The organism is Streptomyces sp. YIM S03343, from assembly GCF_054729195.1.
Genome location: NZ_JBPUKX010000002.1, coordinates 905331 through 918682, shown reverse-complemented (window position 1 = coordinate 918682; position 13352 = coordinate 905331). Strand labels below are relative to the sequence as shown.

14 protein-coding genes are annotated in these 13352 nt (G+C 72.6%); 8 read left to right on the top strand and 6 right to left on the bottom strand.

Annotated elements, in window-relative coordinates:
• Position 1 precedes the first annotated feature (1 nt).
• Complete coding sequence (locus tag ACSYGN_RS39860) at positions 2 to 763, bottom strand: SDR family NAD(P)-dependent oxidoreductase (RefSeq protein ID WP_460405505.1); 762 nt, start codon at positions 761 to 763, stop codon at positions 2 to 4.
• Positions 764 to 1003: 240 nt separating this feature from the next.
• On the opposite strand from ACSYGN_RS39860, the gene ACSYGN_RS39855 reads away from it, so the two are divergent.
• Positions 1004 to 1705, top strand: coding sequence for a TetR/AcrR family transcriptional regulator (locus ACSYGN_RS39855; RefSeq protein ID WP_460405503.1), 702 nt, complete (start codon positions 1004 to 1006; stop codon positions 1703 to 1705).
• Between the two features lie 78 nt (positions 1706 to 1783).
• Here ACSYGN_RS39855 and ACSYGN_RS39850 read toward each other — a convergent pair whose 3' ends face one another.
• From ACSYGN_RS39850 to dhaK, 3 genes are all read right to left on the bottom strand, one after another.
• Complete coding sequence (locus ACSYGN_RS39850) at positions 1784 to 2194, bottom strand: PTS-dependent dihydroxyacetone kinase phosphotransferase subunit DhaM (protein WP_460405501.1); 411 nt, start codon at positions 2192 to 2194, stop codon at positions 1784 to 1786.
• Complete coding sequence (gene dhaL / locus ACSYGN_RS39845; RefSeq protein ID WP_460405499.1) at positions 2187 to 2795, bottom strand: dihydroxyacetone kinase subunit DhaL; 609 nt, start codon at positions 2793 to 2795, stop codon at positions 2187 to 2189. Before dhaL ends, ACSYGN_RS39850 begins: the two co-directional genes overlap by 8 nt.
• 276 nt (positions 2796 to 3071) lie before the next feature.
• Positions 3072 to 4064: a dihydroxyacetone kinase subunit DhaK gene (dhaK, locus tag ACSYGN_RS39840; protein ID WP_460405497.1), complete on the bottom strand. Its 993-nt coding sequence runs from the start codon at positions 4062 to 4064 to the stop codon at positions 3072 to 3074.
• Between the two features lie 350 nt (positions 4065 to 4414).
• On the opposite strand from dhaK, the gene ACSYGN_RS39835 reads away from it, so the two are divergent.
• Both ACSYGN_RS39835 and ACSYGN_RS39830 read left to right on the top strand, forming a co-directional pair.
• On the top strand, positions 4415 to 5731 hold the full coding sequence (locus ACSYGN_RS39835) for an amino acid permease (protein ID WP_460405812.1): 1317 nt from the start codon (positions 4415 to 4417) through the stop codon (positions 5729 to 5731).
• Between the two features lie 3 nt (positions 5732 to 5734).
• Positions 5735 to 6655, top strand: a complete 921-nt coding sequence (locus ACSYGN_RS39830; RefSeq protein WP_460405495.1) for a carbamate kinase — start codon at positions 5735 to 5737, stop codon at positions 6653 to 6655.
• A gap of 407 nt (positions 6656 to 7062) precedes the next feature.
• Here the strand turns inward: ACSYGN_RS39830 and ACSYGN_RS39825 are convergent, their stop codons facing one another.
• The gene (locus tag ACSYGN_RS39825) at positions 7063 to 7641 is read right to left on the bottom strand and encodes an Rv1733c family protein (protein ID WP_460405493.1); all 579 of its coding nucleotides are present in this window, start codon (positions 7639 to 7641) and stop codon (positions 7063 to 7065) included.
• A gap of 273 nt (positions 7642 to 7914) precedes the next feature.
• Here ACSYGN_RS39825 and ACSYGN_RS39820 point away from each other — a divergent pair, with 273 nt between their 5' ends.
• Entirely contained in the window at positions 7915 to 8766 is an 852-nt protein-coding gene (locus tag ACSYGN_RS39820; RefSeq protein ID WP_460405491.1) for a hypothetical protein, read from the top strand.
• Positions 8767 to 8855: 89 nt separating this feature from the next.
• Here the strand turns inward: ACSYGN_RS39820 and ACSYGN_RS39815 are convergent, their stop codons facing one another.
• Positions 8856 to 9323 (bottom strand): STAS domain-containing protein, encoded by a 468-nt coding sequence (locus tag ACSYGN_RS39815; RefSeq protein WP_460405489.1) that lies wholly within the window; start codon positions 9321 to 9323, stop codon positions 8856 to 8858.
• 253 nt (positions 9324 to 9576) lie between these two features.
• Between ACSYGN_RS39815 and ACSYGN_RS39810 the strand changes: the two genes are divergently transcribed.
• From ACSYGN_RS39810 to ACSYGN_RS39795, 4 genes are all read left to right on the top strand, one after another.
• A complete protein-coding gene (locus tag ACSYGN_RS39810) occupies positions 9577 to 10647 on the top strand; it encodes a zinc-dependent alcohol dehydrogenase family protein (RefSeq protein WP_460405487.1) in 1071 nt (356 codons plus the stop codon).
• A gap of 188 nt (positions 10648 to 10835) precedes the next feature.
• Positions 10836 to 11510: a helix-turn-helix domain-containing protein gene (locus ACSYGN_RS39805; protein ID WP_460405485.1), complete on the top strand. Its 675-nt coding sequence runs from the start codon at positions 10836 to 10838 to the stop codon at positions 11508 to 11510.
• A 160-nt stretch (positions 11511 to 11670) separates the two neighbouring features.
• Positions 11671 to 12111, top strand: a complete 441-nt coding sequence (locus tag ACSYGN_RS39800) for a pyridoxamine 5'-phosphate oxidase family protein (protein WP_460405483.1) — start codon at positions 11671 to 11673, stop codon at positions 12109 to 12111.
• A gap of 313 nt (positions 12112 to 12424) precedes the next feature.
• Positions 12425 to 13258 carry a universal stress protein gene (locus ACSYGN_RS39795; protein ID WP_460405481.1) on the top strand — a complete coding sequence of 278 codons (834 nt, stop codon included), beginning with the start codon at positions 12425 to 12427 and terminating at the stop codon, positions 13256 to 13258.
• The last annotated feature ends 94 nt before the right edge of the window (positions 13259 to 13352 follow it).

Here is a 13352-nt window from a genome sequence, read left to right as displayed (position 1 = left end):
TTCAGACCGCCGCCCAGCCGTTGTCGACCGGCAGGATCGCCCCGTTGATGTTGCTCGCCGCGTCGGAGGCGAGGAACACGATCGCGGCCGCCTGCTCCTCCGGCTCGGAGGCACGGCCCACGTTGCCCATGTAGCCGCCGAGCGTCGCCGGTCCGTGCGCGCCCTCCTCCAGGTCGAGGACGATCCCGGTGACCGTGCCGCCCGGTGCGATGGCGTTGGTGCGGATGCCCTGGTTGCGGTACATCACGGCGAGGGACTTGGTCAGGCCGATCAGACCGTGCTTCGACGCCGTGTAGGCGGCGCCCGCCGCGCTGCCGCGCAGCCCCGCCTCGGAGGCCGTGTTGACGATCGCGCCGTGCCCGGCCGCCAGCATGTGCGGCAGGACCGCCCGGGTGAGCAGGAACGGAGCCGTGAGATTGACGCGGATCACCCTCTCCCACTCCGCGTCGCTCGTCTCGCCCACGGCCGACATCCGGTCCATGATCCCGGCGTTGTTCACCAGCACGTCGACCCCGCCGAACCGCTCGACGGCCGTCGCGACGACCCGGTCGACCACGGCCTGCTCGCTCAGATCGCCGGTGACCGCGACGGCGGTGCCGCCCGCCTTGGTGATCTCCTCGACGGCCTCCGCCGCGCCGTCGGCGTTGAGGTCGGCCACGACGACCCGGGCGCCCTGCGCCGCGAAGGCCACCGCGGCGGCGCGCCCGATGCCCGAACCGGCCCCGGTGACGATGACACCGCGTCCGTCGAAACCGCTGGTCATGACGTGCTCCTGTCTGTCCGTACGAGTCCGGTGGGCCCTGGGCCCGTTGTGCGCCACCACACCACGACTTAATGTCGCCGAGTGACATAAATTCGGGCAGGGCAGATACGTGAGGGAGAATCCCCGGTGAACAGCTGCCCGGCCCGCGAGCCGCGCTGCCGCCCAGAAGCCCAGCAGCCCAGCTGGCGGCGGTCGGCGGCGGTCGGCCTGAACCAACCCCGACCCGGAGGGACGCGCCGTATGACCCCGCCCCGCGGACGCACCGGACGCACCGGACGCCCGCCCCTCACCGAGCAGCGCAAGGCCGAGATCCGGCTGGAGATCGCCCGCGCCGCGGTGGACCTCTTCGTGGCGCAGGGCGTGGCCGCGACGACGGGCGAGCAGATCGGGCAGGCGGCCGGTATCTCGGCGCGCACGCTGTGGCGGTACTTCCCGAGCAAGGAGAGCTGCGTACGGCCGCTGTTCTCGGCCGGTATCGAGGCGATCGCCGTGCGGCTGCGCGCCTGGCCGCCGGGCCGCCCGCTGAGGGAGGCATTCGAGGACATCGAGAACACCGAGAACACCGAGAACACCGAGAACACCGAGGAAGGCCAGGAAGGCGAGGACGGCGTACCGACGGGCCACCGCCTCACGGACGGCCCCGACCACGCCACCGTCGGCGACCTGGTCCGCCTCACCCGCACGGAACCGGGACTGCGTGCGATCTGGCTCCAGTCCTACGACGAGGCCGAACCGGCCTTCGCCCGCGCCCTCGCCGAACGCGCCGGCCTGCCCCCGGACGACCTGCGCCCCGCGGTCCAGGCGGCCGTGCTCAACGCTGCCCTGCGGGCGGCGGTGGAGCACCACGCCTGGCACACGCCCCCGGACCCCCCCGCCGCGGACGCCCTGCTGACGGCGACCGTCCAGCAGGCTCTGACCCTCGCGACGGAGGGCCTCGCCTGACGGGAGCAGGCCCGGACGGCCGGACCTGCCCCCTTCGCCAGGGCGTCACACCTCCCGGTGCGTCACGCCCCCGGCACGTCACACCTTCCGGTAGTCGTACGCCTCCTTCGCCGCCGCCTCCACCGCCGTCAGGTCGGCGCCGGTGGACGCCGTGACGACCGCCGCCACCGCGCCCTCGACGAACGGGGCGTCGACCAGGCGGGTGCCCTCGGGGAGCTCGTCGCCCTCGGCGAGCAGTGCCTTCACCGTGAGGACCGCGCTGCCGAGGTCGGTCAGCACGGCGACCCCGGCGCCGCGGTCCACGGACGCGGCCGCCGCGGCGATCAGCTCGGCGCTGGTGCCCATGCCGCCGCCCTCGGTGCCGCCCGCGGGGGCGATGGGTACCGACTCGGCGCCGCCCGCCAGGGCCTTGGCCAGCGCAACCACCGACACGGCCACCTCGGCGCTGTGCGAGACCAGGACGATCCCGACCAGTTTGTCGTCAGTCATCGCCGCCTCCCGCCGCCTCTTCGAGGCCCGCGATCAGCAGCGCCGACGAGGTGGCGCCGGGGTCCTGGTGGCCGATGCTGCGCTCGCCCAGGTAGCTGGCCCTGCCCTTGCGGGCCTGGAGCGGGACGGTGGCCAGGGCGCCCTCCTCGGCGGCGGTCCGGGCCGTGCCGAAACCGCCGGAGAGGGCGTCCACCGCCGGGACGAGGGCGTCGATCATGGTCTTGTCGCCGGGTGCGGCCCCGCCCAGCTGCATGACCCCGTCCACTCCCGCGCGCAGGGCCTCGGCCAGCTGCTCCTCGCTGACCTCCGGCGCGTCCCCGAGCGCCTTGCCCGTCCGGCGCATCAGGGTGCCGTAGAGCGGCCCGGACGCGCCGCCGACCGTCGATATGAGGGTGCGGCCGACGAGGACGAGGACCGCTCCCGGGGTCTCGGGCGCCTCCCTCTCCAGCGCGGCCGTCACGGCTTTGAAGCCGCGCTGCATGTTGTTGCCGTGGTCGGCGTCCCCGATGGCCGAGTCGAGGGCGGTGAGATGGTCCGCCTCCCGGTCGACCGACACGGCGGCCGCCGCGATCCAACGGCGGAAGAAGTCGGCGTCGAGCACTGGATCTCCTTGCGTGATGGGTGGGTTGACCGCCAGGCCTGTCGTTTGGATCATGCCGCAGACGCGGGGTCTGGCACGCACGTCTGCGGCGTTGTCGTCACTCGGTCGTCACTCGCCGACTCCCCACGCTCGGCTGCGCTCGCGCGGGGGGACCCCCATCGCGTCGACTCCTTCCTCCGCCTTGCAGCCGCATGCACCAGATCCCGCTGCCCGGCACCGGACAGCCGCCGTCGGTATCCGGCGGCCTGATCCGAACGACAGACCCTGGCCATCGGCTTACATGCCCCAGCGCAGGCCGGGGGTGCTGACCGGCGCGTCCCACAGCCGCAGCAGTTCCTCGTCGACCTGGCACACGGTGACCGAGGCACCGGCCATGTCGAGCGAGGTGACGTAGTTGCCGACGAGCGTGCGGGCCACGGCGACGCCGCGCTCGGTGAGCACCCGCTGCACCTCGGCGTTGAAGCCGTACAGCTCCAGCAGCGGGGTCGCGCCCATGCCGTTGACGAGGACGAGGACGGGGTTGCGCGGGGTCATGTCGTCGAGGATCGCGTGCACCGCGAAGTCGGCGATCTCACCGGAGGTCATCATCGCGCGCCGCTCCCGGCCCGGTTCGCCGTGGATGCCGATGCCCAGCTCCAGTTCCCCGGCCGGCAGGTCGAAGGTCGGGCTGCCCTTGGCAGGGGTGCTGCACGCGGTGAGGGCGACGCCGAAGCTGCGGGAGTTCTCGTTGACCTGCTTGGCGACCGCCTGGACGTTCTCCAGCGGCTGCCCTTCGTCGGCGGCGGCACCGGCGATCTTCTCCACGAACAGCGTGGCGCCCGTGCCGCGCCGCCCGGCGGTGTAGAGGCTGTCCACGACCGCGACGTCGTCGTTGACGAGCACCTTGGCGATCTGGACACCCTCGTCCTCGGCGAGCTCGGCCGCCATGTCGAAGTTCAGGACGTCGCCCGTGTAGTTCTTGACGATGAACAGCACACCGGCGCCGCTGTTCACGGCCATCGCCGCGCGCAGCATCTGGTCGGGCACGGGAGAGGTGAACACCTCGCCGGGACAGGCCGCGGAGAGCATCCCGGGGCCCACGAACCCGCCGTGCAGCGGCTCGTGCCCGGATCCGCCGCCGGAGACGAGGGCGACCTTTCCGGCCACCGGCGCGTCCCGCCGTACGATCACCCGGTTCTCCACGTCGACGGTCAGGCCGGGATGTGCGGCCGCCATACCCCGCAGCGCGTCTGCGACCACGGTCTCTGCGACGTTGATCAGCATCTTCATTTGTACCTCCGGGGAAGCCAGAGAGCTGAGCCGCGGTCCCGGCGGCCCACTCCCGAAATTATCTGCTCTCCTGCGGCGAAGGTCACCTCCGCAGCGGTCGGGCCGGTCCTGTGGCCCGTGCGACGGTGGTGAAGGGCCGACCGGTCGCCGCTGGCGGGGACCATTGGGCACCGAGGGGGCCGAGCGGCTACTCTCGGCCGACCGCCGGGCACACAAAACTCGGCAGCAGAAACGACCCACCCTTGGTGACCTGCGCAAAGGAGCCCAGAATGTCCAGCACTACAGTGGGGCGTGATGGCCAAAAGCCGACAATGACGTCGGCCCTCGGACTACCCGCCGCGTCGGCGCTGGTGATCGGAAGCATCATCGGCACCGGTGTCTTCGCCCTGCCGTCGGCCCTCGCGCCGTACGGACCGATCGCGATCGTCGCGTTCGTCGTCGTCACGATCGGCGCGCTCGCCCTCGCGGTGACCTTCGGCTCGCTCTCCAAGCGGGTGCCCGCCAGCGGCGGCCCCTATGTCTACGCGCGTCAGGCGTTCGGCGAGTTCGCCGGGTTCCTCAACGCCTGGTCGTACTGGATCACCGCCTGGGCCGGCAACGCCGCGATCGTGGTGGCCTGGGTCGGGTATGTCGAGGTCTTCATCAACACCGACCAGAAGAAGTCGATCTCCATCATCATCGCCCTGGTCGGCCTCTGGATCCCGGCGGCCATCAACCTCACCGGCGTGAAGAACATGGGCCTCTTCCAGGTCGTCACGACCGTGCTCAAGTTCATCCCGCTGATCTTCATGGCCACCTTCGGCCTGCTGTTCATAGACTCCGGCAACTTCGGCGAGTTCAACGCCAGCGGACAGTCCGCCACCGGCGCCATCTCCGCCGCCTCCGCGATCGCCCTCTTCAGCTACCTGGGCCTGGAAGCCGCCTCCATCGTCGCCGGACGCGTCAAGGACCCCGAGCGCAATGTGCCGCGCGCCACGATCTACGGCACCCTGATCTGCGCCGTGATCTACATCCTCGGCACCATCGCGGTCTTCGGGAACGTCAAGCACTCCGCCCTCGGCGACTCCAGCGCGCCCTTCACCGACGCCGCCAACAACATCTTCGGCGGCAGCTGGGCCGGCAACATCGTCGCCGTCGCCGCGATCATCTCGGGTCTCGGAGCCCTGAACGGCTGGACCATGCTGTGCGCCGAGATGCCGTACGCCGCCGCCCGCGACGGACTCTTCCCGGCCGCCTTCGCCCGGCTGCGCGGCGAGAGCGGGGTCCCCGTCTTCGGCATCATCGCCTCCACCGTGCTGGCCTCCCTGATCACCGTCTTCAGCTACACCAAGTTCGACAAGGTCTTCACCAAGATCGTGCTGCTGAGCGTGCTCACGGCCGTCATCCCGTATCTGTTCTCCGCCGCCGCCCAGCTCTACTGGCTGGTCGTCCGCGGCAAGGACAGCCTCGACCGCAGGACCCTGATCCGGGACGGGATCGTCGCCGCGCTCGCCATGGTGTTCTCCTACTGGTCCATCCAGGGCAGCGGCTACCAGACCGTCTACTACGGCCTGTTCGTCCTGCTCCTCGGCCTGCCGGTGTACATCTGGCTCAAGCGCGGCCAGAACGAGTACGGCGAGACCGGCATCGCGCCCGCCGACGCCGAGCCCACGCTCGCCGAGGACTGATACGTGCGCATCGTCGTCGCACTCGGCGGCAACGCGCTGCTGCACCCGGGCGAGCGCCCCGAAGCCGACGTCCAGGCGGCCAACATCGGGAAGGTCGCCGACGCGATCGCCGCGCTCGCCCAGGAGCACGACGTGGTCGTCACCCACGGCAACGGCCCGCAGCTCGGGCTGCTCGCCGCGGAGAGCGCCACCGACCCCGTGCTCAGCGCGCCGTACCCGCTGGACCTGCTCACCGCCCAGACCGAGGGCATGATCGGATCCCTGCTGGTACGCGCCCTGCACGACGCGCTGCCAGGCCGCAGGATCGCCGCGCTCGTCACCCACACACTGGTGCGGGAGGACGACCCGGCGTTCGTACGGCCCACGAAGTTCGTCGGTCCGGTCCACGACCGCGACACGGCGTGGGAACTGGCCCGTGAACGGGGCTGGCGGGTCGCCGAGGACACCACCGGCTGGCGGCGGGTGGTCCCCTCGCCGCAGCCGGTGGGGTTCGTGGAGCGCGACATCGTCCACGCCCTGCTGGAGGCCGACACGCTCGTGGTCTGCGCCGGGGGCGGCGGCGTCCCCGTCACCGCCGACCGCGACAGCGGAGCGCTCGGCGGCGCGGAGGCGGCCGTCGACAAGGACCTCGCCGCGGCCCTGCTCGCCGAGCAGCTCAAGGCGGACTTCCTGCTGATCCTCACCGACGTCCCCTGCGTCTACGCCGGGTACGGCACCGCGGACCAGCATCCGCTCACCGACACCACCCCCGACGAGCTGCGGCACAGCGGCTGTCCCGACGGGTCGATGGGACCGAAGGCGGAGGCGGCGGCACGCTTCGTGGAGCACACCGGTGCCCTCGCCGCCATCGGCGCCCTGGAGGCCGCGTACGACATCGTCCGCGGCCGCGCAGGCACCCTGGTCCGCCCGGGCCTGCCGACCTGACACCGTTGCCGACGCCGGTCGGCAGAAGGCCCGTGCACCCACTCCGGGGGCACGGGCCTTCGCGGCCTGCGGCCAGGCGGGCGCGGGTGGCTCAACGCCTGCCCACCGGTGGGCGTACTTGCTGCGAGGGCTGTTGCCGGGCCGGTGTCAGCTGGTTGCCGCCCCCAGAGGGGGACCCCAGCGCCCACTCGTGCCGCCCTGGGCAGGTGCGGTTTTCGCCCCCCCCGCCCCTTCCCGTTCCCGTCCCTGGGGGCTGCGCCCCCAGACCCCCCTTGTCGGCCCTTCGGGCCTCGTCCTCAAACGCCGGACGGGCTAAATCAATGGCCGGTCGTGGACCAGAATGGCCCGGGCCTCACGGCGAAGCTTCACGGCCGGGGCCGCACGCCCGGTGGGCCGGTCGTGGCGGGTCAGCTGGTCTTGTGGCCGCCCCAGCGAGGTCCGACCAGGTCCCATTCGCGGCCCCACTCGTCCACGCGCCGTCGGTCGAGCTCCCAGCGGGCCACCGCGCCCGCGCCGAACACGGTGCCCGCCAGCGCCGCCCCCGCGGCGAAGCCCAGCAGCGCCGCCTCCAGCGACGCCTCCGTGGCAGTCGGCGGTTCATTGGTCAGGGTGCCCGAGGCGTCCAGCCAGACCTCCACCCGGGCACCGGCCTGCTGCCCGCTCACCACCAGGGACTTGCCGGTGCGGGACGTCCCGTCGGGGGCCGTCCAGCGGACCTTGGACATGACCCGCGCGCTCGTCCCGCCCGCCGTCGCCGTACTCGGCACGTCGTTCACCAGGACGGCGGTCGCGGTATGCCGCTCGGCACGCTGCTGGGCGAACACGTCGCCGGCGACCCGTGAGGTGACGAGGCCGATCGCGGTGCCGCCCACCAGCACGACCACCCACACGACCAGCACGATCCACGCCTCTACGACGTCGTCGTGCCGGCGCAGCGGATTGGCCTGCCAACGCCACAGCCACTTCTTCGTACGCCTGCCGTTCATGGGTCCGCACCTCCCCTGGCTCCTGGCTCGACGGTGTCACCGGCCCCGCCGCGGCGGCATGGGCCGATGAGGCGGAACCGGGGGTCCGACAGGGACCCTGGCGCCCTTGAGGTTGGGCCGTTCAGCCCCGGACCGGGTCGCCGCATCGCCGCCGGGACCTGCCGCGGATGCCCCACCGGAGCCCCCGCGGAGGACCAACGGCCCCCTCCGCGCGATCACTTCCGGCGCGCACCCTCGGATGTATCGAACCGGCCCCCTGCCTTGGAGGGCATCATGAACAACGTCACCTGTCTTGACGCGACAGCCCTGGAGACCTGTGTGTCCGCGGCGGTCGCCGCCACAGCGGTCCACGGCACCCAGCCGTGGCGGGTCCGCCTGGACCCGGAGACGGTGACGTTCCAGGTACGCGCGACCCCGGGCCCTGAGACCACCGATCTCAATCTGCACCTCTCCGCGGGCGCGTGCGTCCTCAACCTCCGGGTGGCGATGACCCACTTCGGCTGGCACCCGGTGGTCCGGCTGCTGCCCAGCCCCGAGGACCCCGACCTGCTGGCCACCGTCCGCCCGACCGAACCCGGCCCCGGCACCGAACCGGCCGCGGACGGCGGGCACAGCGACCTCTACGAGGCCGTCTGGCGCCGGCACTCCACCAAGCTGCCGCTCTCCGAGGCACCCCTGCCGGACGGACTGTGCGCCGAACTCGCCGAGGCCGCCCGCACGGAGGGCGCCCGCCTCGACTTCCCCGGAGCCGAGGAGAGCGTCCGGCTGCTGCGCCTGCACGCGCAGGCCGGACACCGCGACCGGGTCCTCGCCGAGGGCCCGCGCCGCGCCCGCTCCGAACCCGACCGCAGCACCACCGGCCCGCTGGCCCTGCTCACCACCGGGAACGACCGGCACACCGACTGGCTGCGCGCCGGACAGGCCCTGGAGCACGTACTGCTGCGCGCCACCGCCCACGGGCTGCGCACCGGCCTGCTGTACCGCGCCACCGAGTGGCCCGACCTGCGCGGCGCGCTGCCCGCCGGCCCCGGGCACGCCCATATGCTGCTGCGCATCGGCTACGGCATCGAGGGCCCCGGGCGCCCCGTGGGCACCGTCCCGCAGGCGAGGCCCGAGTACTCGTAGCCGTCCGCCGTGGCGAGCGCCACGGCGGACGGTACAGGTGGTTCAGGCCGATGCCCGCGGTGAGGTGAGCCGCGGCGGCGGGCGCCGGATCAGCGCACGACCGCGTCCACAGCGTCGACAGCGTCCATGGCCTCTATGGCCTCCATGGCCTCCATGGCCTCCATGGCCTCCATGGCCTGCATGGCGGCAACAGCGTCCGCCGTGCTCGCCAGCGCGCCGCTCAGATCCGGGTGCACCTCGAACAGCTCTGTGAGGCCCACCTGCGCGAGGATCCGCCGGAACTTGGGGCACGCCGACACCAGCAGCAGGCTGCCGCCCCGCTCCAGGACGCGGTTGCGGGCCCGGCACAGCACACCGAGTCCCGAACAGTCGATGAAGGAGACACCGCTCAGGTCCACGACCACCTCGGGCCGGTCCGCCGCGGTCAGCAGGTCGAGCCGCTCACGCAGCGGCAGGGCCATGTCCAGGTCGATCTCACCGTGCAGCGCCACCACGGTCGCACCGGCGACGTAGCGCACGGCGAGGCCCGGGGGAGGACTGATGTGGGTAGCGGCCATGACATGCCAGCCAAGCGGTCGGTGCCGGGCTCCGGTAGGGCCTTACGGCCCCGTGGCACCCGTTCGGACAGGGCCGGACGGGCCGCTCCCGGGGTATAACGACCCGTACGGGGGCGCGAAATGGCCCAATCGGCCCAAGCGGCCCCCGTCCGCCGGGCAGAAGCTGGACCTGCGGAGCAATCCCGGTACGACACCCTGCGGTCTCCCCCGGTCCGGCCCCGGCACCGGGAGTGGCCGAGGAGGGAGGATCGACATGAAGGGTTATGTCTTCCACGGTCCGGGCGAGTCCTCCTGGGAGGACGTCCCCGATCCCGGCGTCCAGGAGACGACGGACGTGATCGTCCGCGTCGACGCCGTCACGATCTGCGGTACCGATCTGCACATCCTCAAGGGCGACGTGCCCGAGGTGCCGCCCGGCACGGTGCTCGGCCACGAGGCGGTCGGCGAGATCGTCGACATCGGGCCCGATGTCCGCACCGTACGCCCCGGCGACCGGGTCCTGGTCTCCTGCATCACCGCCTGCGGCCGCTGCGCGTACTGCCGCAGGGGGATGTACGGCCAGTGCCGCGGCGGCGGAGGCTGGGCCCTAGGGCATCTGATCGACGGCACCCAGGCCGAGTTCGTCCGCGTCCCCTACGCCGACCTGTCCGTCCATGCGCTGCCCGGCACGCTGGACTCCCGTGAGGCCGTGCTCCTCGCCGACATCTTCCCGACCGCCTACGAGGTGGGCATCCTCAACGGGCAGGTGCGGCCCGGCGACACCGTCGTCGTGGTCGGCGCCGGACCCGTCGGGCTCGCCGCGATCGCCACCGCCCGGCTGCTGTCGCCGGAGCGCATCGTCGCCGTCGACCTCGCCGACGCCCGGCTCGACGCGGCCAAGCGGCTCGGCGCCGATGTCGTGGTGAACGCGGCCGAGGCCCCCGAGCAACTGGTGGCCGACCTCACCGACGGGCTCGGCGCGGACGTCGTCATCGAGGCCGTAGGCCTCCCGGAGACCTTCGAGGTGTGCACCCGCATGGTGCGCCCCGGTGGCCGTGTCGCCAACGTCGGTGTGCACGGCAGGCCCGCCACGCTGCACCTCGAAGAACTGTGGATCAAGAACGTGACGATCACGACCGGGCTGGTGGACACCCACTCGACGCCCACCCTGCTGCGGATGGCCGCGGCCGGCCGGCTGCCCGTCTCCGCGCTCGTCACGCACACCTTCCCGCTGAACGAGATGCAGGAGGCGTACGACATCTTCGCCCGCGCCGCCGACACCGGCGCCATCAAGGTCGTACTCGGCGCGGAGCGGCCCGAAGCCGTCGTGGTCCGGGACGGCTGAGGGGAACGGACAGGGTGCCGGACAGGGCCGGGGAAGGCCGGAGAAGACCGGACAAGGCCGGAGAAGAACAAGGGGACGAGTAGGTCGAAAGGGGTAATCCTGAAGTAGAAGCGACAGCGGGACAGCCGGCGCACGACGGCCGGGCGGCCGGGCGGCGCGACCAGCGTGATGACAAGGAGTGACGGGACATGACAGCACCGACCCCTTCGAACGCGCACGAGGACATCGCCCTGGGCGACCTCGGCCGTCGGCTCGTCCAGCGCCGCGCCCAGCTCGGCCTCACCCGGCGGGAGACGGCGGCCCGTGCGGGCATGGCCCCGGGATATCTCCAGTACCTGGAGGAGCATCCCGCCGCGGCACCCGGCATCAGCACCCTGCTCCGCCTGGCCGAGGTGCTGCACACCACCGTCACCGAGCTCACCGGAGGGGAGACCCATATGCCGCCCGGCCCGGGCCGGGCGGCACGTCACCCCGAGTTCACCGAGCTCAGCGTGCAGGAGTGCCGCACCCTGCTGGGCACCCACGGTGTCGGCCGGATCGCCGTCCCCACCGCCGAGGGCCCGCTGATCGTGCCCGTCAACTACACCGTCATCGACGGCGGGATCGTCTTCAGCACCGCCCCCGGGACGGTCCCGGCGCAGGCCGACGGCTGCCGGGTGGCCTTCGAGATCGACCGTATCGACGACGTGTTCAGCCAGGGCTGGAGCGTGCTGGTGCGCGGTCTCGCCCGTGCTGTGACCGACCCCGACGAGGTGCACCGGCTGATCGACCGGGCCTACAGCGAACCCTGGGCGGGCGGACGCCGCTCCATGTGGGTGCGTGTCGAACCCCTGCGCATCACCGGCCGCCGGATCAGGGTCTGAGCCGGACGACAGCCCCGCGGTGCCGGACCGGCAGTCCTATTGTCCGGACTTTCGGGACCGATGGCCCTTGGAACCCCGGCGGGGAGCAGCGAAAGATGGACGCGCACCTCCTTTTCCCAACGCCCCGGCGACGGACGACTGGCTGAGAGACGACTGGCTGATGTATCCCAATGACGGATTCCGCGAACTAGAGCAGCAGGAGTGCCTCCGCCTGCTGGCGAAGGTGCCGGTCGGCCGTATCGTGCACACGCGTCAGGCGCTGCCCGCGGTGCTGCCGGTCAACTTCTGCCTCGACGTGGACGGCGCCGTGGTGCTGCGCACGTCGGCCGAGTCGGAACTGGTCCGCGCCATCGACGGCGCGGTCGTCGCCTTCGAGGCGGACGAGGTCGACGCCTCGGTGCACTCCGGCTGGAGCGTGGTCGTCACCGGCTCGGCCACCGTGGTCGCCGACCCCGACGAGCACGAGCGGCTCGCCCGCGGCGGCCCCGCCTCCTGGGCGCCCTCGCCGCGGGAGGTGTTCGTGCGGATCGAGCCCGAACTGGTGACCGGACGGGAGCTGGTCGCCGGACGCACGATGTACGGGGTGAACCTGCCGAGCTGAACCGCCCGGGGCCGGACCCGCCGCCGCCCCCGCACAACCCCATAGCGCCCGTATCCCGCACCCCGTACCCCGCCCTCGCGCCCCTCCCGTTCCTCGCCCGCCCCTGTGCCGGCCCCCGCGGTGTCGCCGCCCGCCCGGGTCCACAGGGCCCATCGACGAAGGGGCCCTACGGCCGGGTCGTGGAGTGCAGGCGGACCCTGCCCGCCGTACGGGCGGGGCAGCACGATCGTGCGCGGAGCCGCCGCGCGCACCCATGGCCCCGGTGGCCCCTTCACGCCGCACGACAAGAGCACGGCACAGAAGGGAACGGGACATGACTGTGCACCATGTGGTCGCCGGAGTGGACGGCTCGCTGAACGCCGTACGCGCGCTGGACCGCGCCGCTGCGGAGGCCGAGCGGCTGGGCGCCGAACTGCGCGTCGTGTACGCCGTGACGGACCACGACGAGGCGGCGCCCATCCTGGAGTCGGCCGCCGCCCGGATCCACGACCGGTACCCGCTGCTCCCGGTCACCACCAGGGCGGTCCAGGACGGAGCCGCGAAAGCGCTGGTCCGGGAGAGCCAGGGCGCGGACCTCACCGTGGTCGGCACGCGCGGCTTCGCGGGGTTCACCGGGATGGTGCTCGGCTCGGTCAGTGTGCGCGTGGCCGCGGACGTGCACAGCCCGCTGCTGGTGGTGCGCGGGGACCCGCAGCGCGAGGAGAAGGGCGAGGTGCTGCTCGGTCTGGAGAGCGACGACGACACCGAGGCCGCGGCGTACGCCTTCGACGAGGCGGAGCGGCGCGGTGTCTGGCTGCGGGTGCTGCACGCCCACGGGCAGCGGCACCACACCCCCGAGCTGCCTTCCGTACTGCCCGCGACCAGTCCCGGTCAGCGGCGCGAGGCACTGGACGACCGCTCCGAGGACGCCGTGCCCCGCTTCAGCCTGGCCCGGCTCCAGGAACGCCACCCCAAGGTGGGCGTCGACGCGCGCACGGTGCGCTCGGCGCCGGCCCAGCTGCTGGTCGACGCCACCCGTGAGGCGTCCCTCGTGGTGATCGGCGTCCACCGGCACGGAGGCCGTCCGGGTCCCTGGCTCGGCCCTGTCGCGCACGCCCTGCTGCACCGCTCGCACTGCCCGGTGCTTCTCGTTCCCACGTCTGGCTGAGAGCGCTTTCACGCGGGGTCCCGAGTGGTCCCGCCGGAGGGGACTAACGGACCGTGGTCCGGGTCCGTGCAGCCCATCTGAGAAAGGCTCTGGG

What these genes read in the sequence shown, in the direction of transcription:
- ACSYGN_RS39860 (WP_460405505.1), bottom strand. Translation starts at nt 763, where the DNA reads ATGACCAGCGGTTTCGACGGACGCGGTGTCATCGTCACCGGGGCCGGT.
- ACSYGN_RS39855 (WP_460405503.1), top strand. Translation starts at nt 1,004, where the DNA reads ATGACCCCGCCCCGCGGACGCACCGGACGCACCGGACGCCCGCCCCTC.
- ACSYGN_RS39850 (WP_460405501.1), bottom strand. Translation starts at nt 2,194, where the DNA reads ATGACTGACGACAAACTGGTCGGGATCGTCCTGGTCTCGCACAGCGCC.
- dhaK (WP_460405497.1), bottom strand. Translation starts at nt 4,064, where the DNA reads ATGAAGATGCTGATCAACGTCGCAGAGACCGTGGTCGCAGACGCGCTG.
- ACSYGN_RS39825 (WP_460405493.1), bottom strand. Translation starts at nt 7,641, where the DNA reads ATGAACGGCAGGCGTACGAAGAAGTGGCTGTGGCGTTGGCAGGCCAAT.
- ACSYGN_RS39820 (WP_460405491.1), top strand. Translation starts at nt 7,915, where the DNA reads ATGAACAACGTCACCTGTCTTGACGCGACAGCCCTGGAGACCTGTGTG.
- ACSYGN_RS39815 (WP_460405489.1), bottom strand. Translation starts at nt 9,323, where the DNA reads ATGGCCGCTACCCACATCAGTCCTCCCCCGGGCCTCGCCGTGCGCTAC.
- ACSYGN_RS39810 (WP_460405487.1), top strand. Translation starts at nt 9,577, where the DNA reads ATGAAGGGTTATGTCTTCCACGGTCCGGGCGAGTCCTCCTGGGAGGAC.
- ACSYGN_RS39805 (WP_460405485.1), top strand. Translation starts at nt 10,836, where the DNA reads ATGACAGCACCGACCCCTTCGAACGCGCACGAGGACATCGCCCTGGGC.
- ACSYGN_RS39800 (WP_460405483.1), top strand. Translation starts at nt 11,671, where the DNA reads ATGTATCCCAATGACGGATTCCGCGAACTAGAGCAGCAGGAGTGCCTC.
- ACSYGN_RS39795 (WP_460405481.1), top strand. Translation starts at nt 12,425, where the DNA reads ATGACTGTGCACCATGTGGTCGCCGGAGTGGACGGCTCGCTGAACGCC.